At 61.8% G+C, this 26,429-nt stretch carries 20 protein-coding genes; 9 read left to right on the top strand and 11 right to left on the bottom strand.

Features of this window, described 5'->3' with window-relative positions:
• The first annotated feature begins 73 nt into the window (after positions 1-73).
• The gene (locus tag HX786_RS09400; protein ID WP_178911991.1) at positions 74-4,354 is read left to right on the top strand and encodes a DEAD/DEAH box helicase; all 4,281 of its coding nucleotides are present in this window, start codon (positions 74-76) and stop codon (positions 4,352-4,354) included.
• A gap of 131 nt (positions 4,355-4,485) precedes the next feature.
• Here the strand turns inward: HX786_RS09400 and HX786_RS09405 are convergent, their stop codons facing one another.
• The gene (locus HX786_RS09405) at positions 4,486-6,600 is read right to left on the bottom strand and encodes a mechanosensitive ion channel family protein (protein ID WP_178911992.1); all 2,115 of its coding nucleotides are present in this window, start codon (positions 6,598-6,600) and stop codon (positions 4,486-4,488) included.
• 177 nt (positions 6,601-6,777) lie between these two features.
• Here HX786_RS09405 and HX786_RS09410 point away from each other — a divergent pair, with 177 nt between their 5' ends.
• From HX786_RS09410 to HX786_RS09430, 5 genes are all read left to right on the top strand, one after another.
• Positions 6,778-7,980 carry an MFS transporter gene (locus HX786_RS09410; RefSeq protein WP_177035943.1) on the top strand — a complete coding sequence of 401 codons (1,203 nt, stop codon included), beginning with the start codon at positions 6,778-6,780 and terminating at the stop codon, positions 7,978-7,980.
• Positions 7,981-8,193: 213 nt separating this feature from the next.
• Positions 8,194-9,120, top strand: coding sequence for a DUF72 domain-containing protein (locus tag HX786_RS09415; RefSeq protein ID WP_178911993.1), 927 nt, complete (start codon positions 8,194-8,196; stop codon positions 9,118-9,120).
• Positions 9,117-9,893, top strand: a complete 777-nt coding sequence (locus HX786_RS09420; protein ID WP_003210026.1) for an endonuclease/exonuclease/phosphatase family protein — start codon at positions 9,117-9,119, stop codon at positions 9,891-9,893. Before HX786_RS09415 ends, HX786_RS09420 begins: the two co-directional genes overlap by 4 nt.
• Positions 9,890-11,188, top strand: a complete 1,299-nt coding sequence (gene clsB / locus HX786_RS09425; RefSeq protein ID WP_003210028.1) for a cardiolipin synthase ClsB — start codon at positions 9,890-9,892, stop codon at positions 11,186-11,188. Before HX786_RS09420 ends, clsB begins: the two co-directional genes overlap by 4 nt.
• Entirely contained in the window at positions 11,166-12,146 is a 981-nt protein-coding gene (locus HX786_RS09430; RefSeq protein WP_102605438.1) for a lysylphosphatidylglycerol synthase domain-containing protein, read from the top strand. Before clsB ends, HX786_RS09430 begins: the two co-directional genes overlap by 23 nt.
• Here HX786_RS09430 and HX786_RS09435 read toward each other — a convergent pair.
• The 3 genes from HX786_RS09435 to HX786_RS09445 all read right to left on the bottom strand — a co-directional run bounded on the left by HX786_RS09435 (position 12,133) and on the right by HX786_RS09445 (position 15,136).
• Positions 12,133-12,885 carry a S9 family peptidase gene (locus tag HX786_RS09435; RefSeq protein ID WP_003210032.1) on the bottom strand — a complete coding sequence of 251 codons (753 nt, stop codon included), beginning with the start codon at positions 12,883-12,885 and terminating at the stop codon, positions 12,133-12,135. The two genes, HX786_RS09430 and HX786_RS09435, sit on opposite strands and share 14 nt — an antisense overlap.
• Entirely contained in the window at positions 12,875-13,984 is a 1,110-nt protein-coding gene (locus HX786_RS09440) for a DUF3182 family protein (protein WP_178911994.1), read from the bottom strand. The genes HX786_RS09435 and HX786_RS09440 overlap by 11 nt, the downstream gene beginning before the upstream one ends.
• A 171-nt stretch (positions 13,985-14,155) precedes the next feature.
• Complete coding sequence (locus HX786_RS09445) at positions 14,156-15,136, bottom strand: GlxA family transcriptional regulator (RefSeq protein ID WP_102605436.1); 981 nt, start codon at positions 15,134-15,136, stop codon at positions 14,156-14,158.
• 95 nt (positions 15,137-15,231) lie between these two features.
• Here HX786_RS09445 and HX786_RS09450 point away from each other — a divergent pair, with 95 nt between their 5' ends.
• Entirely contained in the window at positions 15,232-15,783 is a 552-nt protein-coding gene (locus tag HX786_RS09450) for a cysteine hydrolase family protein (RefSeq protein WP_178911995.1), read from the top strand.
• Between the two features lie 12 nt (positions 15,784-15,795).
• On the opposite strand, the gene tam is transcribed toward HX786_RS09450, so the two are convergent.
• Positions 15,796-16,557 (bottom strand): trans-aconitate 2-methyltransferase, encoded by a 762-nt coding sequence (gene tam / locus HX786_RS09455; protein ID WP_178911996.1) that lies wholly within the window; start codon positions 16,555-16,557, stop codon positions 15,796-15,798.
• Between the two features lie 103 nt (positions 16,558-16,660).
• Here tam and HX786_RS09460 point away from each other — a divergent pair, with 103 nt between their 5' ends.
• Positions 16,661-17,569, top strand: coding sequence for a LysR family transcriptional regulator (locus HX786_RS09460; RefSeq protein ID WP_177008886.1), 909 nt, complete (start codon positions 16,661-16,663; stop codon positions 17,567-17,569).
• A gap of 91 nt (positions 17,570-17,660) precedes the next feature.
• Here HX786_RS09460 and HX786_RS09465 read toward each other — a convergent pair whose 3' ends face one another.
• Both HX786_RS09465 and HX786_RS09470 read right to left on the bottom strand, forming a co-directional pair.
• Complete coding sequence (locus tag HX786_RS09465; RefSeq protein ID WP_003210042.1) at positions 17,661-18,179, bottom strand: single-stranded DNA-binding protein; 519 nt, start codon at positions 18,177-18,179, stop codon at positions 17,661-17,663.
• A gap of 9 nt (positions 18,180-18,188) precedes the next feature.
• Positions 18,189-19,583 (bottom strand): MFS transporter, encoded by a 1,395-nt coding sequence (locus HX786_RS09470; RefSeq protein ID WP_178911997.1) that lies wholly within the window; start codon positions 19,581-19,583, stop codon positions 18,189-18,191.
• A 178-nt stretch (positions 19,584-19,761) separates the two neighbouring features.
• Between HX786_RS09470 and uvrA the strand changes: the two genes are divergently transcribed.
• Entirely contained in the window at positions 19,762-22,596 is a 2,835-nt protein-coding gene (uvrA, locus tag HX786_RS09475; RefSeq protein WP_003210046.1) for an excinuclease ABC subunit UvrA, read from the top strand.
• 68 nt (positions 22,597-22,664) lie between these two features.
• Here uvrA and bfr read toward each other — a convergent pair whose 3' ends face one another.
• From bfr to rpoA, 4 genes are all read right to left on the bottom strand, one after another.
• Positions 22,665-23,129 (bottom strand): bacterioferritin, encoded by a 465-nt coding sequence (bfr, locus tag HX786_RS09480; protein ID WP_003210048.1) that lies wholly within the window; start codon positions 23,127-23,129, stop codon positions 22,665-22,667.
• Positions 23,130-23,284: 155 nt separating this feature from the next.
• Positions 23,285-24,733, bottom strand: a complete 1,449-nt coding sequence (locus HX786_RS09485; protein ID WP_178911998.1) for a catalase — start codon at positions 24,731-24,733, stop codon at positions 23,285-23,287.
• Between the two features lie 247 nt (positions 24,734-24,980).
• Positions 24,981-25,367, bottom strand: coding sequence for a 50S ribosomal protein L17 (gene rplQ, locus HX786_RS09490; protein WP_003210053.1), 387 nt, complete (start codon positions 25,365-25,367; stop codon positions 24,981-24,983).
• 41 nt (positions 25,368-25,408) lie between these two features.
• A complete protein-coding gene (gene rpoA / locus HX786_RS09495; protein WP_003176403.1) occupies positions 25,409-26,410 on the bottom strand; it encodes a DNA-directed RNA polymerase subunit alpha in 1,002 nt (333 codons plus the stop codon).
• Positions 26,411-26,429: the final 19 nt, after the last annotated feature.

Here is a 26,429-nt window from a genome sequence, read left to right on the forward strand (position 1 = left end):
GCAGCAAGATCCCTCACCACAGGGAATGCATCCCGGGGTTGCAAGTTGCCGGGGCCGGCCGCATAAATTGGGGATGAACCTTCCAGAATCAACGGACACGGTCTTGAACGGTTTCCACCCCGCCGTCAGCACCTGGTTCCGCAGCACGTTCCCGTCGGTGACCGCCGCCCAGGCCCAGGCGTGGCCGCTGATCCGCCAGCGCCGTTCCACACTGATCGCCGCACCCACCGGCTCCGGCAAGACCCTGACTGCCTTTCTCGCGGTGCTGGACGATCTCGTGCACCAAGGCCTGGCCAATGGCGGCCAACTGCCAGACCAAACGCTGGTGGTCTACGTCTCGCCCCTGAAGGCTCTTTCCAACGACATCCAGATCAACCTGCAAACCCCGCTGGCCGGCATCACCGAGCACTTGCAGCGCCTCGACCTGCCACCGCTGGCGATCCGCACCGCCGTGCGTACCGGCGACACCCCACAGAAAGACCGCGCCCTGATGCGCAAGCACCCGCCGCACATCCTGGTCACCACCCCGGAATCGCTCTACGTGCTGCTCGGCTCGGACTCGGGCCGGCAGATGCTTGCCAGCACCCGCACGGTGATAGTCGATGAGATCCACGCCATCGCCGCCAGCAAGCGCGGCAGCCACATGGCCCTGACACTGGAGCGCCTGCAGGGTTTGTGCAGCGAACCGCTGACCCGCATCGGCCTGTCCGCCACGCAAAAGCCCATCGAGGCGGTGTCGCGCTTTCTGGTGGGCACCGGCCGGCCTTGCGAGATCGTCGATATCGGCCACGCACGCCCACGGGACCTGGATATCGAAGTGCCGCCGGTGCCGCTGTCGGCCGTCATGGCCAACGACGTGTGGGAGCTGGTCTACGACCGCCTCGCCGAACTGGCCAGGCAACACCGCACCACGCTGATTTTCGTCAACACCCGGCGCCTGGCCGAACGCCTGGCCCGGCACTTGAGCGAGCGCCTGGGCAAAACCGCCGTCGCCGCCCACCACGGCAGCCTCGCGAAGGAAATGCGCCTGGACGCCGAACAACGGCTCAAGGCCGGTGAGCTGCAGGTGTTGATCGCCACTGCGTCGCTGGAACTGGGGATTGATATCGGCGATGTCGACCTGGTGTGCCAGATCGGCTCGCCCGGCTCGATCAACGGTTTTCTGCAACGGGTCGGACGCTCCGGGCATCAGGTGGGCGGCACGCCCAAAGGCCGGTTGTTCGCCACCACCCGCGACGACCTGATCGAATGCGCCGCCCTGCTCGACTGCGTGCGCCGGGGCGAGCTGGACACCTTGCTGATCCCGGTTGCGCCGCTGGATGTGTTGGCCCAGCAGATCATCGCCGAAGTCAGCTGCCAGGAATGGCAGGAACAGGCCCTGCTCACGCTGATCCGCCGCGCCTCGCCCTACGCCGAGCTGGATGAGCGTCACTATCAGGCACTGCTGCAAATGCTCGCCGAAGGCTACAACGGGCGCCAGGGCCTGCGCAGCGCCTACCTGCACCGCGACGCCATCACCCGCACCCTGCGTGGCCGGCGGGGCGCCAAGCTCACCGCCGTGACCAGCGGCGGCACCATCCCCGACAACGCCGACTACAGCGTGCTGCTTGAGCCGCAAAGCCTGAACATCGGCAGCGTCAACGAAGACTTCGCGGTGGAAAGCATCGCCGGGGATATCTTCCAGCTGGGCAACACCTCATACCGCATCCTGCGAGTGGAGCCCGGCAAGGTGCGGGTCGAGGATGCCCACGGCCAGCCGCCGACCATTCCGTTCTGGCTCGGCGAAGCACCGGGGCGCAGTGCCGAGTTGTCGTTTGCCGTGGCGCGTTTTCAGGGGCAACTGGACGCGCTGCTGGGCGCCACGCCGGGTAACCTGCAACCGGCGCTCGATTGGCTCACCGGCACCCTCGGCCTGAACCTGGCCAGCGCCGAACAACTGCTGGATTACCTGGCGCGGGCGCGGCTGGCGCTGAGCGCGCTGCCGTCCCAGGACACGTTGATCATGGAACGGTTTTTCGACGAGTCCGGTGGCACCCAATTGATCATCCACACGCCGTTCGGCAGTCGCATCAACCGCGCCTGGGGCCTGGCGCTGCGCAAGCGGTTTTGCCGCACCTTCAACTTCGAACTGCAAGCCGCCGCCAGCGAGGATGCGATCGTGTTGTCGCTGTCCACCAGTCACAGCTTTGAGCTGGACGAAGTGTGGCGCTACCTGAACAGCAACACGGCCGAGCACATCCTGATCCAGGCGGTACTGGATGCACCGCTGTTCGGCGTGCGCTGGCGCTGGAATGCCGGGGTGGCCCTGGCATTGCCGCGCTACACCGGTGGGCGCAAGGTGGCGCCGCAGATCCAGCGCATGAAGAGTGAAGACCTGATCGCCAGTGTGTTCCCCGACCAGATCGCCTGCCTGGAAAACCTCGCCGGCGAGCGCGAAGTGCCCGAGCATCCGCTGGTGGAGCAAACCCTCGACGACTGCCTGCACGAGGCCATGGACAGCGAAGGCTGGCTGGCCCTGTTGCGGCGCATGGAGCGCGGCGAAATCCGCCTGATCAGCCGTGATCTGCCGGCGCCGTCGCCACTGGCAGCAGAGATTCTCAGCGCCCGCCCCTACACCTTTCTCGACGACGCTCCGCTGGAGGAGCGCCGCACCCAAGCCGTGCTCAACCGGCGCTGGAGCGACCCGCAAAGCACCGATGACCTTGGCGCGCTGGATGCCGAAGCGATTGCCGGTGTGTGCGAGGAAGCCTGGCCGGCGCCCAATGGCCTGGACGAGATGCATGAAGCGCTGATGAGTTTGGCGTGCATTGCCGAATCGGAGGTCACGGTGCAGTGGGCCGAATGGCTGCAAGCCCTGGCCGACGGTGGGCGCGCCAGCCGATTGCAGATCGGTACCGGCCAGGCCGTTTGGGTCGCCCTGGAGCGCTTGAGCTGTTTAACGGCGATCTACCCGAATGACCTGCCGCTGTTGCCAGGTTTCGATGAGCCCTGGACCTTCGATGAAGCCTTGGTGGAAGTGCTGCGGGCGCGCCTGAGCGGCTTCGGCCCATTGACCCTGATCGAGATCGCCGCGCCCCTGGCCTTGCCGGTGGCCGACGTATCACAGGCACTCGCGCGGCTGGAGAGCGAAGGCTACGTGCTGCGCGGCCGTTTCAGCCCCGGCGCCAGCGCCGAACAATGGTGCGAACGCCACCTGCTGGCGCGCATTCACCGCTACACGGTCAAGCGCCTGCGCCGGGAAATCGAGCCGGTGGCGTTGCAGGATTTCATGCGTTTTCTGTTCGATTGGCAGCACTTGTCGAACGGCACCCGGGGCCAGGGCAGCGCGGTGTTGCCGCAGATCGTCGCGCAGTTGGAAGGGTACGCCGCAGCCACTTCGGCCTGGGACAGCGATTTGCTCAGCGCACGAATCAAGGATTACGCGCCCCACTGGCTGGACGATTTGTGCCGCAGCGGCAAAGTGGTCTGGACACGCCTGAGCAACAAGGCCGGCGCGACGGCCCTGCGCAGCACGCCAGTGGTGCTGTTGCCCCGCAGCCAGGTGCCATTATGGAGTGGACTGACCGAAGCGCCGGACAGCACCGAGCTGTCGCCCAAGGCACAGAAAGTCCACCAGGCGCTGCGGGAAAACGGCGCGCTGTTTTTCGATGAATTGATCCACGAAGCCCATCTGCTGCGCAGCGAACTGGAAACCGCGTTGCAGGAACTGGTGGGCGCGGGGCTGGCGAACGCCGACAGCTTCGCCGGCCTGCGCGCCCTGACCACGCCGACGAGCAAACGTCAGGCCCGCAGCAGTCGGCGCGGGCGTGGCGCGTTTGTCGGCGGGATGGACGATGCCGGGCGTTGGGCCCTGGTACGGCGGGCGCCGGCGGCGGACGGCACACGTCCGGGGGCTCACTCGGCCGAGACGCTGGAGCATGTGGCGATGACCTTGCTGCGCCGCTACGGGGTGGTGTTCTGGCGCCTGCTGGAGCGCGAGGCGGACTGGCTGCCCAGTTGGCGCGAATTGCTGCGCACGTTCCACCGGCTGGAGGCCCGGGGCGAGATTCGTGGCGGGCGGTTTGTGAGTGGTTTGGCGGGGGAACAGTTTGCGTTGCCGGAAGCGATTCCGCTGCTGCGGGAAGTTCGGCGGCGGCCTCACGATGGAAGCTTGATTGCCGTGTGTGGGGCGGATCCGCTGAACCTGGTCGGTACGCTGCTGCCGGGTAGCAAGGTGCCGGCGTTGAGCGGTAATCGGCTGGTGTACCGGGATGGTTTGCCGGCGGCGGTGGAGATTGCCGGCAAGCAGCAGGTGTTGCTGGAGTTGGATCAGCAGGAGGCCGGGTTGGTGCGGGAAAAACTGATCAGACACTGACTTGTGCAGCGCCCGTAATGACGCCTTCGCGAGCAAGCCCGCTCCCACTTTCAATCCGGTTCCGCCCTTGGAATGCGGTCGAATGTGGGAGCGGGCTTGCTCGCGAAGAGGCCGGCGGCCTCAACACAAAACTATTGGGTTCTTGGCTGCTCGGTAAGCACCACCGACGAAGGCACTTCTTCCTCCGGCTCATCCACCTGCTGCCCGACCCGCTGCGGCAGCATCACCTGCTGTGGATAAGTTTGCGCAAAATGAACAAAGGCACAGTTATCCACAAGCTTTTTCAAGCGCTGGTTAAACGCGCGGCTCACCGCATATTGCCCACCCGACACCGTGCGGAACTGCGCCGTCAGCACCACGCCGTTGAGGTCCATCTTGTCGACGCCAAATACCTCCAGCGGCCCTTGCAGGTTGTACTTGAGGAACACGTCGTCGCGGATCGACTGTCCCGCCTCGCGAATCAGCTCCACGGCCTTGTCGACATCGGTGTCGTAGGTGAACTGCACCGAGAAGAACGCATAGGCGAATTGCCGCGACTGGTTGGTGACGGCCTTGATCTGCCCGAACGGCACCGAATGCACAAACCCCTTGCCGTCCCGCAGGCGCAGGGTGCGGATGGTCAGCCCCTCGACGGTACCGGCGTGGCCGGAGTCGAGCACCACCCAATCGCCAATCGACAGGGTGTCTTCGATGATGATGAACAGCCCGGTGATTACATCCTGCACCAGTTGCTGGGAGCCAAAACCAATGGCCAGGCCCACCACCCCGGCACCCGCCAGCAGCGGTGCGACGTTGATCCCCAGGTTGGCCATGGTGGTGATCGCGCAGATCACCACCAGGACGATTTTCACTGCGTTGCGCAGCAGCGGCAGGATGGTTTTCACCCGCGTGCTGGGCTGGCGGCTGGAACGTTTGTTGACCGGGGGTTTCAATGCTTCCTGAATCGCCGTGTCGAGCACCACCCAGAACAGCCAGGTCACCAGCAGGATCAAACCGATGCTGCTCAGGGAATCACTGATGGCCCGGCCCACGGAGTTGCGCTGGGCAAACTCAAACAGCGAAACGCCCCAGATACGCCCGAGGATTTCGATAAAGGCGATGGCCATCACGATGCGCAACAGCGCGTGCAGCAGGCTGAGGAAACGTTCCTTGTAGGCACTGCTGCGCTGCACCGCCACCGTGCTGCGGGACTGGAACAGGTGCTGCAACACCGTGCTGAGGAACACCGTGCCGATCAGCAGGATCGTGGTGAACAGCGCACAGCGCAGGGCTTTCTGGCTGTCGTCGCCGGCGCCGATCAGGTTGATCGCCGACACCAGCACCATCAGCAGGATCGGCCAATACCACAGGCCGGAAAACACCCGCAGGGATTGCTGCACCGCCGGGTGTTTCAGGCGCTGGGCCAGGGGCCGGTTGCGGATCAAATGCGCCACCGGACGGCGCAGGCGAATCACCAGCATGCCGAAGATCACCGAGGCAAACAGCCCGGTGAAGATCGCGACACTGGCGGTGATATTACCCCCCAGTTGGCGGGCGATCTGTGGGCTGGTCAACGCATCGCTGAGGGCGGCAAGGAAGCCGATCAGGAACAGCGGCTTGGGGCAGTAGTCCCGAATAATCTGCACCGCCGGGCGCTTGTGGCCGACGTTGAACATGACGATCACGCACAACAGGATCGAGGTGGAGAAAATGCCGCTGCTGGTGGCGTAGGCAAAACACAGCGCCAGCGCACGGCCCACCGAGGTGGGCAGGAAGTGGCTGACGTAGAGCGTCAATGGCAGGCAGATAAGCGCCGGTATCGTGTAGGGAATCAGGTAACCCAGCAACGCCTGGAGGCGCTGGCGAGGTGCGATATGCCGCTGCAGGCTCAGGCGCTTGACGATAAAGCGCCCCAGCAGGGTCAGCGCGGCGAACGCGCCGATCCACACCCCGGACAACAACAGGAAATCCCCAGCCACGCTCCACGAGGAACGTTCGGACGGCTGGTTGACCAGCTTGTCCACCTCATCCGCCGCCCGGTCGGCCCGCAGCCGCCAGGCGTCCACCAGGTTCTGGTTGAGGTCGAGTTTGTCCTGCACATCATCGATGCTGGAGCTGATGGCGCCGAGCAGGCCGCCTTCTACCAACAGTTCCGGCTGGGCCGGGGCGGCAGGCGCTGGAGCCGCGGGGGCAGTGGCCGCTTGCAGCGCGCCGCTGCCGCAGAACAGCAGCGTGCCGAGCAGTAGCACAGTCTTTAAATTCAACAAAACACCGGGCTCCTTCAGAAGGGTCTGTAAGGAACTGACGGGTTTGACGCCCGATCGTTCCCCGTAGACTTCGATCCGTGCGCCCCAGGCAAATATCAAATGCCAATACCTGTCTTTTTCCGCACAAGCCGAACCCCGAGACTGCGCTCCTGATTGAAACCCACCGGAGTTGCAGCCATGCCCATTGCCTTGCTCGCGCTGACCCTCAGCGCTTTTGCCATCGGGACGACCGAGTTCGTCATCGTTGGCCTGTTACCCACCATCGGCGCCGACCTGGGTGTCGACTTGCCGTCCGCCGGCCTGCTGGTCAGCCTCTACGCCCTGGGCGTGGCCATCGGCGCGCCGGTACTCACCGCCCTCACCGGCAAAGTGCCACGCAAACTGCTGTTGTTGTCGCTGATGGTGCTGTTCACCCTCGGCAACCTGCTGGCCTGGCAAGCGCCGAGTTATGAGTCCCTGGTACTGGCACGGATCGTCACCGGCCTGGCCCACGGGGTGTTTTTCTCGATTGGCTCCACGATCGCCACAAGCCTGGTGCCCAAGGAAAAAGCCGCCAGTGCGATTGCCATCATGTTTACCGGCCTGACCGTGGCGTTGGTGACCGGTGTGCCGCTGGGGACGTTTATCGGCCAGCACTTCGGCTGGCGCGAAACCTTCCTCGCCGTCTCGGCCCTGGGCTTGATCGCGTTTATCGGCAGCCTGCTCTACGTACCGAAAAACATCGCCCACAGCAAACCCGCGTCACTGTTGCAACAACTGCAAGTATTAAAACAACCACGGCTGCTGCTGGTGTACGCCATGACGGCGGTGGGTTACGGCGGCTCGTTCATCGCGTTCACCTACCTGGCGCCGATCCTTCAGGACATCTCCGGCTTCAGCGCCGGCACCGTCAGCCTGGTGTTGCTGGTGTATGGCATCTCGGTGGCCATCGGTAATATCTGGGGCGGCAAGCTGGCCGACAAACGCGGCCCGATCAGCGCCCTGAAAATCATCTTTGCCCTGCTCGCTGCCGTGTTGTTTGTACTGACCTTTACCGCAGGCAACCCATGGCTGGCCCTGGCCACTGTGCTGGTGTGGGGCGCGGTCGCTTTCGGCAACGTGCCGGGCTTGCAGGTGTATGTGGTGCGCCAGGCGGAACATCACACGCCGAATGCGGTGGACGTGGCCTCGGGCCTGAACATCGCGGCGTTCAACCTGGGGATTGCCGGTGGCGCGTGGGCCGGCGGCATGATCGTCGCCCACATGGGCTTGATCCACACGGCGTGGATTGGCGGCTCGGTGGTGTTGGTGGCCTTGGCGCTGACGGCCTGGAGCGGGCGCCTTGACCGGCTGGGGCCGGTGTATGCCGAAAGTTCGACCCGGGTGGTTGGCGGGCACTGATCCCGCAGCGATAAAGAACCCAATGTGGGAGCGGGCTTGCTCGCGAAAGCGGTAAGTCAGTCAACAGAGATATCGACTGACCCACCGTCTTCGCGAGCAAGCCCGCTCCCACATTTTGAGAGGTGCCGTCTGTAGGACCATCGAAACTTTCTCCCGATCCTCACAGTCATCCAAAAACGGAGGTCACCACACAGTTAACCCACGGGAGTCATCATGGCCGCGATTCATATCGGCATTTCCGGCTGGCGCTACACGCCCTGGCGGGGGGATTTCTACCCCGAGGGCCTGACCCAGAAGCGCGAGCTGCAGTTTGCCTCACGGGCGGTCAACAGCATCGAGATCAACGGCTCGTTCTACGCGCTGCAAACGCCCAAGCGCTATGCCGAGTGGTATGGCGACACGCCTGAAGGGTTCGTGTTCAGCGTCAAGGCGCCGCGCTATATCACGCATATCCTGCGGCTGCGGGAGGTGCACAAGCCGATGGCGAATTTCTTCGCCTCCGGGGTGCTGGAACTCAAGGAAAAGCTCGGGCCGATCCTCTGGCAGTTCCCGCCCAGTTTCAAATTCGACCCGCCGTTGTTTGAAGCCTTTCTCGCCGAATTACCCACTACTACCCAGCAGGCCGCCACCCTCGCCCGCGAGCATGAGCCGCGCCTGAACGGCAAGGCGAGCCTGCAAGCCCACGGTAAAAAGCCGCTGCGCCATGCGGTGGAGATTCGCCACAAGAGTTTCGCCGTGCCGGAGTTTGTCGAGATGCTCGACAAGCACGGCGTGGCCCTGGTGGTGGCGGACACAGCCGGCAAGTGGCCGTACCTGGAAGACGTCACGGCCAACTTTGTGTACCTGCGTCTGCATGGGGACAAAGCGCTGTATGCCAGCGGCTATACGTCCGAAGCGCTCAAGCGCTGGGGCGATCGCATCGAACGCTGGAGCCACGGCAAACAACCCGCCGATGCACAGTTGATCGACCCGAAGCACAAACCCCGCGCCCGCAAGCAGCGCGAGGTGTTTTGCTACTTCGATAACGACATCAAGGTGCGCGCACCCTTCGATGCGCGCCAATTACTGCAGCGTTTTGGCCTGGACCAGGCACTGGCCACCGAACCCGGCAAGTTGCCGGACACGGGAGTGTTGCCATGACCCATCCGGAACTGATGCCAACCACGCCCACCGAAACCATCACCCGCTTCAGGGTGCTGACGGTCAATACCCACAAGGGCTTCACCGCGCTCAACCGGCGCTTCATATTGCCCGAGTTGCGGGAGGCGATTCGCAGTGTGGCCGCCGACGTGGTGTTCCTTCAGGAAATCCACGGCACCCATGAACGCCACCCCAAGCGCTACAGTAACTGGCCGAGCATGCCGCAATACGAGTTCCTCGCCGACAGTATCTGGCCGCAATACGCCTACGGTCGCAACGCGGTGTATCCCCATGGCGACCACGGTAATGCGTTGCTGTCGAAATTCCAGATCATCCGCTACGACAATCTCGACATCTCCCAGAGCGGCCACGAAAGTCGCGGGCTGCTGCATTGCGTGCTGCGCTTGCCGGGCAACGTGCAGGACGTGCATGCCATCTGCGTGCACCTGGGGCTGCGGGAAGTCCATCGCCAGCAGCAACTGCGCCTGATCGCGCAGCGGGTCGCCGAGATTCCCGCCGACGCGCCGGTGATTGTCGCCGGTGATTTCAATGACTGGCGCCAGCGCGCCGATCTCGCCCACTGCGGGCTGCGGGAAGTGTTTATCGAAACCCACGGCAAGCCGGCCCGCACCTTCCCGGCGCGCCTGCCGCTGCTGCCGCTGGACCGCATCTATGTGCGCAACCTCAAGGTGCATCAGCCCCAAGTCCTGACCAGCCGCCCGTGGTCACACTTGTCGGACCATGCGCCGCTGTCGGTGGAGATCGAGCTATGAACAGCGCACCACTGGAAAAGGTCGCGGTGGAACACATCGCGACCGACCAACCGCCGGACGATGCCGTGGCCCGGGACCTGGATTACGGCTGGCAGAGCGGTAACCAGATCGAGTTGCTGGAGAACGGCGAGGCCTACTTTCCCAAAGTGTTCGAGGCGATGCGCCAGGCCCAGCGGGAGATCTTGCTGGAGACCTTTATCCTTTTCGAAGACAAGGTCGGCCACGAGCTCAAAGGCATTTTGATCGAGGCGGCGCAGCGTGGCGTCAAGGTCGTCGCCAGCCTCGATGGCTTTGGTTGTGGCGAGCTGACACCGGGGTTTCTCAGCGAATTGAGCCAGGCCGGCGTGACCGTGCAGATGTTCGACCCGGCGAGCAAGACATTGGGTTTTCGCACCAACTGGTTTCGCCGCTTGCACCGCAAGATTGTGGTGGTGGATGCCAGTGTGGCGTTTATCGGCGGGATCAATTTCTCGGCGGATCACCTGGGGGATTTCGGCCCCGAGGCCAAGCAGGATTATGCCGTGCAGGTGCAGGGCCCGGCAGTCGCCGACCTGCATCATTTCGCCCTCGCACAAAGTGGCCGGCGTGTGCGCAAGCGGCGCGGCTGGCGGCGCGAGCAACGCCCGTCGCCATGGGCTGCCGGCGAAGGCGATGGCCTGGTACGGCTGATCTACCGGGACAATCTGCAACACCGTACCGATATCGAAGAGGCCTACCTGCACGCCCTGCGCAAGGCCGAGCGGCGGGTGGTGATCGCCAACGCCTATTTCTTTCCCGGCTACCGCCTGCTGCGGGAAATTCGTAATGCCGCGCGGCGCGGCGTGCACGTGCAGTTGATCATGCAGGGCCAGCCGGATGTGCTGCTGGCCAAGCTGGCGGCACGCATGCTCTATGACTATTTGCTCAAGGAAGGCGTGGTGATCCACGAGTACTGCCAGCGTCCGTTGCACGGCAAGGTGGCGCTGGTGGATGAAGAGTGGAGCACGGTGGGTTCGAGCAATCTCGACCCGCTGAGCCTGTCGCTGAACCTGGAGGCGAATGTGCTGGTTCGTGATCGTGCCTTCAACCAGCAGTTGTTCGAGCGCCTGGAATATCTGAGCCAGAACCACTGCAAGACCATGCCGGAAAACCGCGCGCCTCGCGGCTGGTTCTGGCGGGTGACCGTGGGTTTCGTGGTGTTCCATGTGCTGCGGCATTTTCCGTCGTGGACCGGCTGGTTGCCGGCCCACAAGCCGAGGTTGAAACCCTTCGTTCTTGAGGAGCGTGCGGATCATGACCCAAGCTCGCATCGCTGAAGAAAGCGCTCGCCCCGGCTTCTTGAAACGCTGGAAAAAACCGCTGACGGTGGTGTTTTTCCTGGTGCTGATCGTGTTGTTCACCCTGCTCGCCCGGCGTATCGACTGGAGCGAAGTGCTCGACACCCTGGGCGACTTCAAGCTGCGCACGCTGCTCATCGCGGGTGCGCTGACCCTGTGCAGTTTCCTGGTGTATTCGTGCTTCGACCTGATCGGCCGCACCTACATCCGCCAGCCGTTGGGCTGGAAGCAGATTTTGCCGGTGGGCATCATCAGCTATGCGTTCAACCTCAACCTGAGCGCGTGGGTTGGGGGCATCGCCATGCGCTATCGGTTGTATTCCCGACTCGGGGTGAGCAGCGGGAACATCGCGAAGATCCTCGGCTTGAGCCTGGCCACCAACTGGTTCGGCTACATGGCGATCGCCGGCGCGGTATTCAGCAGCGGGCTGGTGACATTGCCGCCGGGGTGGAAGCTCAGCAGCGGTGCGTTGCAAGGCGTCGGCGTGCTGTTGGTAATGGCGAGCCTGGGTTACCTGCTGGCCTGTCGCTTGTCGAAAAAGCGCGCATGGTCGATACGCGGGATTGAAATCAGCCTGCCGTCGCTGCGCATGGCAGTGTTGCAGTTGGCGCTCGGCGCGCTGAACTGGTCGCTGATGGCAGCAGTGATTTTTACCCTGCTGCCCAAGCAGCTGGATTACCCCGTGGTGCTCGGGGTGTTGCTGATCAGCAGCATTGCCGGAGTGGTCACACACATCCCGGCGGGGCTTGGTGTGCTGGAGGCTGTCTTCATTGCCTTGCTGCAGCACGAAGCGTCCCGCGGCAGTCTGCTCGCGGGGCTGATCGCCTACCGCGCAATCTACTTCATCCTGCCGCTGCTGGTGGCCCTGGTGATGTACCTCGCGGTCGAAGCCAAGGCCAAGGCATTGCGCGTGAAGAAAACGCCTACGACTGGATGATGCTCAAGCGCTCGCCCACCACCATCTCGGTAATCCAGTCCACCAGGATCGAGGTGTAGGCCTGCTGGGAAACCGGATCACTCAGGGAATGATCCGCACCGTCGATAATCCGGTGAGTCAGCGAATGCGTCTGCTGGCAGGCGGCGCGGTAGCTCATGATGGTGGCGTGGGGCACGTGGTCGTCGGTCTCCGACTCCACGATCAACACATCACCGGTAAACGCCGCGCAAGCATGCAGGGCGCGATTGGTTTCGGCGTGCACAAAGGTGCCGCGATAATCCATCAGGTCGGCTTTATCGAGGTCGCGCTTGGGCTTGAGCCATTCCTGGTCGCGGTACAGCGCCGGCACCCGCAAAGCCAGCCAGCGCACGGGGCGCAGCGAAGTGAGGATGGCGGCCAGGTAACCGCCGTAGCTGGTGCCCACCACCGCCACCGCCGAGGTGTCGATGGCCGGGTGTGACAACAGGCGGTCGTAGGCCGCGAGCAGGTCGCGCAGGTTGTCTTCGCGGGTGACGCGGGATAACGGAATGCCGTTGCCGGCATGGCCGCGCAGGTCGAATGTAAGGCATACACAACCGAGCCCGGCGATACCCTTGGCGCGTTCCAGGTCACGCTCCTGGCTCCCGCCCCAGCCGTGCACAAACAACACCCCCGGTACTTTCGATTTGGGACTGAGGAAGGTCCCGCTCATCTGTTCGTCGTCGATATCAATGGCAATGGTTTCGCTTCTAGCCGTCATAGGATTTGACCGTCACGTACTTGAGAAGAAAGTCGCTGTTTTCTGCCGGGCCCCGGTACACCTCGATCGCGTCAGCCGGCAGTGGCTGGTCGACGTAGGTTTCTACCGACGAGACATAAATCGCCCGCAGCCCGGGGTTGTTGACGAAGCTTTGCAGCGCCGCGACTTCCGCGCTGCTGGCCCCGCCCATGCGCCAGGATTGCTCGAGCACGCCGCTGCGGCGTTGGCCGTCGCTGTCCAGGCCCTGGGCGATGTCGTAATTGCGCCGCGAGGCGTAGAACCCGGGATAGGCCTCATCCGCCGCGTTATCGAAGACCTGCGCTTGCTGGATGGCCAGGCGCACGTCAGCGGGCAGGTCGAGCTTGAGCAGGTCTTCGTAGTAGCCCTGGACCACCAACAGGTTGGAACCACCATAGACCTCTTCGCCCTGCCCGTCCCGGGTCAGGTATTGATCGCCGCAGTAGCTGATGACGTGATCGCCGATAAAGCTCTGGCCGACACTGTGGGTGACCACGTCGCGCAGGTCCTGCTCCAGCACCACGCCGTCGCTGAACAATTGCGCCGCATCAGGGCGCGCGAGGATGGCATCGAACTCGTCGAGGCTGCGGATCACTTCCTGGCCGCGACCGGCGCAGGCATGCACGGGCTTGAGACGGATCGGGCCGGTGTACAGCAAATGGGTCGCCGCCGGCCGCGCATCTGCCAGGGCGTGCACACTCAACCCATCCAGCACCACATTGCGGATGCGCTCGGAAAACAGCGGCGACCAGCCTTCGGGCGCAACCGCGTTTTTATTCAGCAAACCGTGGCTGATGGCCTTGGTGCAGATGAAATCGTGATCGACGTAGCCGCCCCACAAATCCTCAGGGCCTTTGACGCCGAATTGCCGCGCCTGGGCCGCGCCGACCAGCGTCTGAGTGGGCAATAGATAGAGGTCGCGCCCACTGTGCAGCTCAGGGTTATAGCTGCCGCCATATTTGAGCCCAAGGACGTGCGCCAGCCAACGGGCCAGGGCGCGGTTGGTCTCCACTTCGTGCAATGGCGCTTGCGGACGGATTGAATGCGCCACCACGATTTTTTTGCGATTTGTCGGGGTCATGCGTCCCCCTTGGCTCTGCTGCCATGTGTGTAAGGAAAAGGTAGCAGGGATCAAGCCAAGGCGGCGTTTGTTTAAACGCGCGGGGAATCAATCAGTTGCGGGAAAAGCGATAGCACTTGGCCTGTTTTATTCTGCACGAAATGCTCAAGGTGTCGCGGCGTTCTGCACGATTCAGGCTTGCGCCTTGGAGGGCGTCACGCCGAAACGGCTGCGGTAATCACTTGGCGCCAGCCCGGTGATTTTCTTGAAGGTGGCGCGGAAGGCGCCGGGGTCCTGATACCCCACGGTCCAGGCGATGTGATCAATGGTGCCGTTGGTGAACTCGAGCATCTGGCGCGCCTTGCCGACACGCAGGTGCTGGCAATATTCGGTGGGTTTCAAACCGGTGGCGGCGCGGAACCGTCGCAGGAAGGTGCGTTCCTCAAGTCCCGCCTCCTGCGCCATGGCAGCCAACGAAACATCCACCGCACCGCTGGCCTGCAGCCAATGTTGCACCTTGAGAATCGCAGCGTCGCCATGGGCAAGGATCGGCGCAAAGTTACTGCCGCACTCACTGGCGCTGTCACTGTGTTCGATCACCAGGAAACGCGCGGTGCTGGCAGCGATGCTCGGGCCGAGCAAACGGTCCACCAGGCGCAGGCCCAATTCGGACCAGGCCATGAGGCCGGCGGTGGTGATCAAGTCGCCGTCGTCGACGATGGGTTTGTCGGCTTCCAGGCGAATCGCCGGATAACGGGCGGCGAAGGTTTTCGCCGACGTCCAGTGCGTGGTGGCGCTGCGACCGTCCAACAGGCCGCTTTCCGCCATCAGGATCGAACCTACGCACACGCCGCCCAGAATGGTCCCGGAGCGATGTTGCTGGCGCAGCCAATCCAGCAATTCGGCGGACGCCTGGCCCTCGGAAAAGCCGGCAATGGAGGGTGGAATCAGCAAGGCCGTCAACCTATCCCCGCTACCGGGCTCGCTATCGAATACACGGGTCGGCGCACCGCCTGTTTCAGCCTGCCAATGGCTGATGCGCAGGGACGGCAGTTGCTCCGACTGATGCTCGGTCGCAATCCGGTTGGCGACCGCGAACAGGTCGGTCAAGCCATGCACGGCGGCCATTTGCGCACCGCTGTAGATCAGCACGCCGAGTTCGACGATCGCCATTGTCAGTTTTCCCTCTGTTATTGTCGGTGCGGCCAATCCCCAGGCGTCACGCCAGCCAGGATACTGGACGCATCAACCCTCACAAGGAAACCAACATGGCCAAGCAAGCGCTCATCCTAATCGATATCCAGAACGACTACTTCCCCCAGGGCAAGTGGCCGCTAGACGGAGTGGACGCGGCGGCAGACAAGGCGCAGCAAGTGCTACAGGCATTTCGCCAGGCAGGCGATACGGTGATTCACGTACGCCACGAATTCACCTCCGACGATGCCCCCTTCTTCACCCCGGGCTCGGAAGGTGCACACCTGCACCCCAGGGTGCTGAACCAGGCCGACGAGCCCGTGGTGCTCAAGCATTTCGTCAATGCGTTCCGCGAAACCAACCTGCGGGCCCTGCTGGAACAACGCAGCATCACCGAACTGGTGGTGGTGGGCAGCATGAGCCATATGTGCATCGACGGCGTGGTGCGCGCCGCGTCGGACCTGGGCTACAGCGTGACCGTGATCCACGATGCCTGCGCCACGCGGGACCTGGAATTCAATGGCAGCGTCGTGCCGGCAGCCCAGGTGCATGCGGCGTTTATGTCGTCGCTGGGGTTTGCTTATGCGAGCGTGGTATCGGCGGAACAGTTCTTGTCCGCCGATTGACCTTCTCCGCGCTTACCGGGTAGCGATGATGAACAGGCGCGGAAACGGCAGCAACACAGTGCCATCGGCCAGCGCTGGATAAGCCTTGGTGATCCGCGCCAGGTACTCGTCGAGGAAGGCGTTCCTTTCTGACTCGGTCAGGGGCGCCAGGAACGGACGCAATGCCGACCCCTTGAACCACTCCACCACCGCGGCAGAACCTGCCAGCGGATGGTGGTAAGTGGTGCGCCATACATCCACGGTGGAACAGTGTTGGCTCAGCAACTCAAAGTAGTAGCTCGCGGTATGGCGTTCATTGTGTTTGACGCTGCCGATCTTTGCGGCCCACGGGCCGTCCGCCGCGACTTCCCGCGCCAGCTTGTGGGCCGGCTCGTCAAGATTGTCGGGCGTCTGCACCGCCAGGGTGCCGCCGGAGGTCAGTTGATTGACTAAATGCGGATACAGCGTGGCGTGATCAGGCAGCCATTGCAGCGATGCATTGGCGAGGATGACGTCGAATTTCTGCACAGGGTTCCAGGCGCCGATATCAGCCAATTCGAAGTTCAACGCGGGCAGGCGCTTGCGGGCGTCCACCAGCATGTCATCAGAGCTGTCCATGCCGGTGACCACTGCCTGCGGAAAGCGATCAGCCAGGACTTCAGTCGAATTGCCCGGGCCGCAACCCAGGTCGACGGCGGTGCGCACATCACCCTCAGGGATGGCCGCTACCAGATCCCGGACGGGACGAGTGCGCTGTTGTTCGAACATCGAGTATTGCTTGGCTGACCAGGTCATTGCGGCATTCCTTCTTCTGTGAGGAGTGAGGACAGCCTAAATCTTGTGATCCATGAGAACAAATGCCACGATTGATCATCTCCCATACCTGAAAAGTATTCCTATGCTGGAGCTCAGGCAGCTCAGGGCCTTCGTCGCGATTGCCGAAGAAGGCTATATCACCCGCGCGGCAGAACGACTGGGCATGCAGCAACCGCCGCTGACTCGCCTGTTGCAAAGTCTTGAAGCCGAGTTGGGTGTGGTGCTGATGGAGCGCCTGCCACGAGGCGTGCGCCCGACCACTGCGGGGCTGGCCTTGCTGGAAGAGGCGCGGCATATCTTGGCCAGCGTCGATGGTGTGGCCGACATTGTGCGCCGCGCTGCCCGAGGTGAACGCGGACGCCTGGCGATTGGTTTCACCAGCTCTGCCGCCTTGCATCCGTTTGTACCCAGCGTGCTACGCCTGTTTCGAGAAACCTTTGTCGGCGTTTCAGTGGTACTGGAAGAAGCCGGTACCGGTGAACTGCTGGACGCGTTGCTGCACGAAAAGCTCGACGCGGCGTTCATTCGCTCGCCGCTGAGCGGGACGCAGGCGTTGCAGGACCAGCCAATTCTGGTAGAGCCAATGTTGCTGGCGCTGCCTACCGATCATCCACTGGCTATCAACCCGTCGACGCCGCTGCCATTGGCGGCATTGGCCACCGAGGCGTTTGTGCTGTATCGCCGCCGGGTGGGGCTTGGGTTGTATGACGCGATTCTGGTGGCGTGTCGAGAAGCGGGTTTCAGCCCGCAGGTTGTGCAAGAGGCGCCGCGCATGACGGCGACGTTGAGTCTGGTGGCTGCGGGGCTTGGGGTTTCGATTGTGCCTGCCTCAATGCAACGGTTGCGGGGCGACGGGATTGTTTATCGCGAGCTTTCGGAGTGCCGGAGCCTGGTGGCGCCGTTGCACCTGGCTACCCGGGTAGGTGATACGTCGTCGGTATTGGAGAGGTTTCGGGAGTTGGTGGTGAGCGCCGCTTCTACTGACGTTTAGCGGATTGCCGTGTCCGCAATGAAAAACCCCCGGGGCCAAGGCCACCGGGGGGTTTCAGGTGTTACGCGACAGTTCTGGGTCTCAAGCGACCTTAGAACGGAATATCGTCATCAAAGCTGTCGAAGTCGGCTGCCGGCTGAGGAGCGGCCTGCTGTGGCGCTGGACGCGACTCACGCTGTGGCTGCTGGGTTGGCTGCGGACGGGACTGCTGCTGTGGACGCGGTGCCGAGTTGGACATGCCGCCCTGGCCCTGTTGGTCGCCCTGTGGACGGCCGCCCAGCAGTTGCATGGTGCCTTGCATGTCGACCACGATTTCAGTGGTGTAACGCTTGATGCCGTCTTTTTCCCACTCGCGGGTTTGCAGCTTGCCTTCGATGTAGACCTGCGAACCTTTGCGCAGGTATTCACCGGCGATCTCCGCAACCTTGCCGAACATCGACACACGGTGCCATTCGGTTTTCTCGACCTTCTGGCCGGTTTGCTTGTCGGTCCACTGCTCGCTGGTCGCCAGACTCAGGTTGGTCACGGCGTTACCGTTCGGCAAGTAGCGAACTTCGGGATCCTGGCCGCATGTACCGACCAATATGACTTTGTTAACCCCACGGGCCATAACGTTCTCCTAGGCTGGGCGCGCTGTCGGCACTGGGTTGACCAGTTGCTCGAGCGTCGCGCGATCCAATAATTCGGTGTCCAATTTGATGTAGATGGCGGCTTCTTCAGTAACAACCACAGCATCCGTAACCCCAACAACGGCCGTAAGGCGCTCGACCAGACCGGCTTCGCGGATCGCTTCGGGCGATAACGGCAAGCGCAGGCTCGTCACATAGGGAGGTTCGCGCATGGTAACAGCAAAGGCTAGCCAGAGGGCAGCCAGACCTGCGCATCCCAGGAACACAACCGACAAACCGCCATGCTGGAACATCCAGCCACCCATGATCCCGCCCAGTGCAGAACCGAGGAACTGGCTGGTGGAATACACGCCCATCGCCGTGCCTTTGCCGCCGGCCGGTGAAACCTTACTGATCAGCGAAGGCAGTGAAGCCTCCAGCAGGTTGAACGCGGTGAAGAACACCACCGTGCCGATCACCAGCGCCCGCAGGCTGTCGCCGAACTGCCAGAAGAATAGCTCAGTGAGCATCAATGTCGCGACGGCGCCCAGCAGAACTCGTTTCATTTTGCGTTTCTTCTCGCCGTAGATGATGAACGGGATCATGGCGAAGAACGAAATCAGCAGCGCGGTCAGGTACACCCACCAGTGCTGCTCCTTGGGCAGCCCGGCTTTTTGTACCAGGGCCAGGGGCAAGGCGACGAAGCTGCACATCAGCATTGCGTGTAATACGAAGATACCCAAATCCAGGCGCAACAGGTCCGGGTGCTTGAGTGTCGGCAGCAATGCCTGCTTGGCGACGCCCGACTCACGGTGCTGCAACGGCCCCGTGGAATGCGGAACCATGAAGGCGACAATCACGATGCCGAACAGCGCCATGCCACCCGTCGCCAGGAACAGGCCGTGCAAGCCGAACGCGCGGGTCAGCAGCGGGCCAACTACCATCGCCACGGCGAACGAAAGACCGATGGTCATGCCGATCATGGCCATGGCCTTGGTACGGTGTTGTTCGCGGGTCAGGTCGGAGAGCAGTGCCATGACGGCGGCGGAAATCGCGCCGGCGCCTTGCAGGACGCGTCCGGCGATCACGCCCCAGATCGAATCGGCATTGGCCGCAAGCACACTGCCCAGGGCGAAGACGATCAGGCCGAGGTAGATCACCGGCCGGCGGCCGATGCGGTCGGAAATGACGCCGAACGGAATCTGAAACAGCGCCTGGGTCAGGCCATAGGCGCCAATCGCCAGGCCGATCAGGGCCGGGGTCGCTCCTGCGAGATCCATTCCATAGGTTGCCAGCACCGGCAACACCATAAACATGCCAAGCATACGGAATGCGAACACCAGGGCCAGACCGCTTGCTGCGCGGGTCTCGCTGCCACTCATGCGTTCGCTGTGGGGATCGTGCATGGATAAACCTCGTGTGAACCGGCGGCGATTCTACCAGTCCCATCGATTGAGAGGGTATATGCGGCGCTTTGCCGCGCAGCTTTCATGTAAGGCTGCACCCGGCACTTTGACAGTGTATATTCATCCAGTCTTTAGCCGTATACTCCTGCATTATTTACGCCCGCCGTGCGAGGCCATCTTGGACAAGATCCTGATTCGTGGGGCTCGAACCCACAACCTGAAGAACATCGACCTGACCCTGCCACGGGACAAACTGATCGTCATCACCGGCTTGTCCGGGTCCGGCAAGTCGTCCCTGGCGTTTGACACGCTGTACGCCGAAGGCCAGCGCCGCTACGTGGAATCCCTGTCGGCCTATGCCCGCCAGTTCCTGTCGATGATGGAAAAGCCCGACGTCGACACCATTGAAGGCCTGTCGCCTGCGATTTCCATCGAACAGAAATCCACCTCCCACAACCCGCGTTCCACCGTGGGCACCATCACCGAGATCTACGACTACCTGCGCCTGCTGTATGCCCGCGTGGGTATTCCCCGCTGCCCGGACCACGACATTCCCCTGGAAGCCCAGACCGTCAGCCAGATGGTCGACCTGGTGCTGGCCCAGCCGGAGGGCGCCAAGCTGATGCTGCTGGCACCGGTGATTCGCGAGCGCAAGGGTGAACACCTTTCGGTCTTTGAAGAACTGCGTGCCCAGGGTTTCGTGCGTGCCCGCATCAACGGCAAGCTCTACGAGCTGGACGAAGCGCCGAAGCTGGATAAACAGAAGAAGCACTCGATTGATGTGGTCGTCGACCGTTTCAAGGTGCGTGCCGATTTGCAGCAGCGCCTGGCGGAGTCTTTCGAGACCGCGCTGAAGCTGGCAGACGGCATTGCCCTGGTGGCGCCGATGGACGACGAACCCGGGGAAGAAATCATCTTCTCCGCGCGCTTCGCCTGCCCGATCTGCGGCCATGCCATCAGCGAGCTGGAACCGAAGCTGTTTTCCTTCAACAACCCGGCCGGCGCTTGCCCGACCTGTGATGGCCTGGGGGTTAAGCAATTCTTCGACATCAAGCGCCTGGTCAACGGTGACCTCACACTGGCGGAGGGTGCGATACGTGGCTGGGACAGGCGTAACGTCTATTACTTCCAGATGCTGGGGTCGTTGGCTTCGCACTACAAGTTCAGCCTGGAAGTGCCGTTCAACGAACTGCCCGCCGAACAGCAGAAATTCATCCTGCATGGCAGCGGTTCGCAGAACGTCGACTTCAAGTATTTGAATGACCGTGGCGATATCGTCAAACGCTCGCACCCGTTCGAAGGCATCGTGCCGAACCTGGAGCGGCGCTACCGCGAGACAGAGTCCGCCAGCGTGCGCGAGGAGCTGGCCAAGTTCCTCAGCACCCAGCCTTGCCCGGATTGCCGTGGCACACGCCTGCGCCGTGAGGCGCGGCATGTGTGGGTTGGCGAGAAGACCCTGCCGGCAGTGACCAACCTGCCGATTGGCGATGCCTGCGAATACTTCGGCACGCTGAAACTGACGGGCCGCCGCGGGGAAATTGCCGACAAGATCCTCAAGGAGATTCGTGAACGGCTGCAGTTCCTGGTCAACGTGGGCCTGGACTACCTGTCGCTGGACCGCAGTGCCGACACGCTTTCCGGCGGTGAAGCCCAGCGGATTCGCTTGGCCAGCCAGATCGGTGCCGGCCTGGTGGGCGTGTTGTACATCCTCGATGAACCGTCGATTGGCTTGCATCAACGGGACAACGACCGCTTGCTGGGCACGCTGAAGCACCTGCGGGACATCGGCAATACGGTGATCGTGGTCGAGCACGATGAAGACGCGATTCGCCTGGCCGATTATGTGGTCGATATCGGCCCGGGAGCGGGCGTTCACGGTGGGCATATTGTCGCCGAGGGCACGCCGGCTGAAGTGATGGCGCATCCTGACTCGCTGACCGGTAAGTACCTGTCGGGTCGCGTGAAGATCGCCGTACCGGCCAAACGCACCCCGCGCAACAAGAAGATGGCACTGCACCTCAAGGGCGCGCGTGGCAACAACCTGCGCAATGTCGACCTGGAGATCCCGCTGGGCCTGCTGACCTGTGTGACCGGTGTATCCGGTTCGGGCAAATCAACGCTGATCAACAACACGCTGTTCCCGTTGAGTGCCACTGCACTGAACGGCGCGACCACCCTGGAAGCCGCCGCTCACGACAGCATCAAGGGCCTGGAACACCTGGACAAGGTGGTCGATATCGACCAAAGCCCGATTGGCCGCACACCGCGCTCCAACCCGGCGACCTACACCGGGCTGTTCACGCCGATTCGCGAGCTGTTCGCCGGCGTGCCGGAATCGCGCTCCCGTGGCTACGGGCCTGGCCGGTTCTCGTTCAACGTCAAGGGCGGCCGCTGCGAAGCGTGCCAGGGCGATGGCTTGATCAAGGTGGAGATGCACTTCCTGCCGGACATCTACGTGCCGTGCGACGTGTGCAAGAGCAAGCGCTACAACCGCGAAACCCTGGAGATCAAGTACAAGGGCAAGAGCATCCACGAAACCCTCGAGATGACGATCGAGGAAGCGCGGGTGTTCTTCGACGCGGTACCGGCCCTGGCGCGCAAGCTGCAGACACTGATGGATGTTGGCCTGTCGTACATCAAGCTGGGTCAGTCGGCGACGACGCTGTCGGGTGGCGAGGCCCAGCGGGTCAAGCTGTCTCGCGAGCTGTCCAAGCGTGATACCGGCAAGACGCTGTACATCCTCGACGAGCCGACCACAGGCCTGCACTTCGCGGATATCCAGCAATTGCTGGATGTGCTGCATCGCCTGCGTGACCACGGCAACACGGTGGTAGTGATCGAGCACAATCTGGATGTGATCAAGACCGCCGACTGGCTGGTGGACCTGGGGCCGGAAGGCGGTTCCAAAGGTGGGCAGATCATTGCGGTCGGCACACCGGAGCAAGTCTCGGAGATGAAGCAGTCTCACACTGGCTTCTACCTCAAGCCTCTGCTGGCTCGCGACAAGGACTGATTGTTCAGCCCCACGAAAAAGCCCCTGTCACCGTGTAAGTGACAGGGGCTTTTTAGTAGCTGGAGGAATCAGAACTGCGATTGCAGGTAATTCTCCAGGCCAATCAGCTTGATCAGGCCCAACTGCTTTTCCAGCCAGTAGGTGTGATCCTCTTCGGTGTCATTCAACTGCACCCGCAGGATTTCCCGCGTGACGTAGTCGTTGTGCTGCTCGCAGAGCTCAATGCCCTTGCAGAGCGCGGCACGGACCTTGTACTCAAGGCGCAAGTCGCTGGCGAGCATCTCAGGCACCGTGGTGCCGGTATCCAGGTCGTCGGGACGCATACGGGGCGTGCCTTCGAGCATCAGGATACGGCGCATCAGTGCGTCGGCGTGCTGTGCCTCTTCTTCCATTTCATGGTTGATACGCTCGTAGAGCTCGGTAAAGCCCCAGTCTTCGTACATCCGCGAGTGAATGAAATATTGGTCACGAGCTGCCAGTTCGCCCGTCAGCAACGTGTTGAGGTAATCGATTACGTCGGGGTGACCTTGCATCGCCCTACATCTCCCTGCTTGAAAGTCTGTAGTTTGAACCATGATGACCCGGAGGTCACGGGACCAACGGCAGAAAAGTGAAGATTTCCGGTGAAAAGTAGCTTAAATAACGCAAAAACCGCCCAAATGAGGGCGGTTCTGCTTATCGTTTAGAGTCAGTTAAGCGATACACCCAGTGCAGATGCGATCCCTTCTCCATAAGCCGGGTCGGCCTTGAAGAAGTACTGCAACTGGCGCTGCACCACGTCGCTGGAAACACCCGCCATTGCGCCGGCGATATTGTTGATCAGCAGGGCTTTCTGCTCATCGTTCATCAGGCGGAACAGCGCACCGGCATGGCTGTAGTAGTCGGTATCTTCGCGGTGATCGTAACGATCAGCCGCACCGCTCAGGGCCAAGGCTGGCTCGGCGTACTGAGGAGCCTGCTTCGCCGCATCGGCGTAGCTGTTTGGCTCGTAATTGGGGGCCGCACCACCATTGGAGCCGAATGCCATCGAACCATCACGCTGGTAGCTGTTGACCGGGCTGCGTGGCGCATTCACCGGCAGTTGCTGGTGATTGGTACCTACGCGGTAGCGATGGGCATCGGCGTAAGCGAACACGCGCCCTTGCAGCATGCGGTCTGGCGACAGGCCAACACCCGGGACCATGTTGCTTGGACCGAAAGCCGCCTGTTCAACTTCAGCGAAGTAGTTCAGCGGGTTGCGGTTCAGTTCCAGCTCACCCACTTCGATCAGCGGGAACTCTTTCTGCGACCAGGTCTTGGTCACGTCGAACGGGTTTTCGTAGTGAGCGTTGGCCTGGGCCTCAGTCATGATCTGAATGCACACGCGCCATTTCGGGAAGTCACCACGCTCAATAGCACCGAACAGATCGCGCTGAGCGTAATCAGGGTCGGTACCGGCCAGGCGTGCAGCGTCAGCCGGCGCCAGGTTCTTGATACCTTGCTTGGTCTTGTAGTGCCACTTCACCCAGTGGCGCTCGCCTTTGGCGTTAATCAAGCTGTAGGTGTGACTGCCGAAGCCGTGCATGTGACGGTAGCCGTCCGGGATGCCACGGTCCGAAAACAGGATGGTGACCTGGTGCAGCGCCTCAGGGGAGTGCGACCAGAAGTCCCACATCATCTGTGCACTTTTCAGGTTGCTTTGCGGCAGGCGCTTTTGGGTGTGGATAAAGTCGGGAAACTTCAGCGGGTCGCGGATGAAGAACACCGGGGTGTTGTTACCAACGATGTCCCAGTTGCCTTCTTCGGTGTAGAACTTCAACGCGAAACCACGCGGGTCGCGCTCAGTATCAGCCGAACCACGCTCGCCACCCACCGTGGAGAAGCGCAGGAAAGTCGGAGTTTGCTTGCCCACAGAATCGAACAGCTTGGCGCTGGTGTACTGCGTGATGTCTTGAGTGACGGTGAAGGTACCGTAAGCGCCCGAGCCTTTGGCGTGTACACGACGCTCAGGAATGTTTTCACGGTTGAAGTGAGCGAGCTTCTCGATCAGGTGAAAGTCGTCGAGCAGCAGCGGGCCGCGTGGACCGGCGGAACGGGAATTCTGGTTATCCGCGACAGGTGCGCCGCTGGCGGTAGTAAGGGTTTTATTCTGGCTCATGCTCAATCTTCCTCAGGTCAGTCTTGGAACTGCCGGCTAATCGGCTTGGAGCGATTATTGATCAGGAAGATGACACCATCAAATTTATTAAATCATACCCACCGATAGAAATTAACTAACGATCCATCCGAACGGATATCAGAAGTAGCTGCACGGGCTGAACGTGTATTCGCTCGAGGTAATTCCAGTTTTCAACGCGCACAAAAAACCGGGCACTAGGCCCGGTTCTTCGTTACAGACTGACGTCTTACTCAGCGGATACAGCTTCACCGCCAACTGGACGATCGATCAGCTCAACGTACGCCATAGGCGCGTTGTCACCAGCGCGGAAACCGCACTTGAGGATGCGCAGGTAGCCACCCTCACGGGTAGCGTAACGCTTGCCCAGGTCGTTGAAGAGCTTACCAACGATAGCTTTCGAACGAGTACGGTCGAAAGCCAGACGGCGGTTAGCCAGGCTGTCTGTCTTGGCCAAAGTAATCAGCGGCTCAGCAACGCGACGCAGTTCTTTAGCTTTCGGCAGTGTAGTTTTGATCAGCTCGTGCTCGAACAGCGACACCGCCATGTTCTGGAACATAGCCTTACGGTGCGAGCTGGTACGGCTCAGGTGACGACCACTTTTACGATGACGCATGGTTCATTCCTTACCAAACTCACGTTCGGTGATTACGACGATCAGGCAGTCGCCTTGTCGTCCTTCTTAAGACTTGCAGGCGGCCAGTTGTCGAGGCGCATGCCGAGGGACAGACCGCGGGAGGCCAGAACGTCCTTGATTTCAGTCAAGGATTTCTTGCCCAGGTTCGGAGTCTTCAACAGTTCTACTTCGGTGCGCTGAATCAGATCACCGATGTAGTAAATGTTTTCCGCCTTAAGGCAGTTAGCCGAACGTACAGTCAGTTCCAGATCGTCAACCGGGCGAAGCAGGATCGGATCGATCTCGTCTTCCTGCTCGATTACCACTGGTTCGCTGTCACCCTTGAGGTCGACGAACGCAGCCAACTGCTGTTGCAGAATGGTTGCAGCGCGGCGGATAGCCTCTTCAGGATCCAGAGTACCGTTGGTTTCCAGATCAATAACCAGCTTGTCCAGGTTAGTACGCTGTTCGACACGGGCGTTTTCCACCACGTATGCGATACGGCGAACCGGGCTGAACGAAGAGTCGAGCTGCAAGCGACCAATGCTGCGGCTTTCGTCTTCATCGCTCTGACGCGAGTCGGCCGGTTCATAACCACGACCACGAGCTACGGTGAGCTTCATGTTCAGGGCGCCGTTAGACGCCAGGTTAGCGATTACGTGATCGGGATTAACGATCTCGACATCATGATCCAGCTGAATATCGGCAGCGGTAACCACCCCCGAACCCTTCTTCGACAAGGTCAGCGTAACTTCGTCACGGCCGTGCAGCTTGATAGCCAGACCTTTAAGGTTCAACAGGATTTCAATTACGTCTTCCTGTACACCTTCGATGGCGCTGTACTCGTGGAGCACACCGTCAATCTCGGCCTCGACTACTGCACAGCCGGGCATTGAGGACAACAGGATGCGGCGCAGCGCGTTGCCCAGGGTGTGGCCAAAACCACGCTCGAGAGGCTCGAGAGTGATCTTGGCGCGGGTTGGACTGACAACCTGCACATCAATGTGACGGGGTGTCAGGAACTCATTTACCGAAATCTGCATGGATGCACCTATTTTCTAG

The organism is Pseudomonas sp. 21615526, from assembly GCF_013386245.1.
GTDB lineage: Bacteria > Pseudomonadota > Gammaproteobacteria > Pseudomonadales > Pseudomonadaceae > Aquipseudomonas.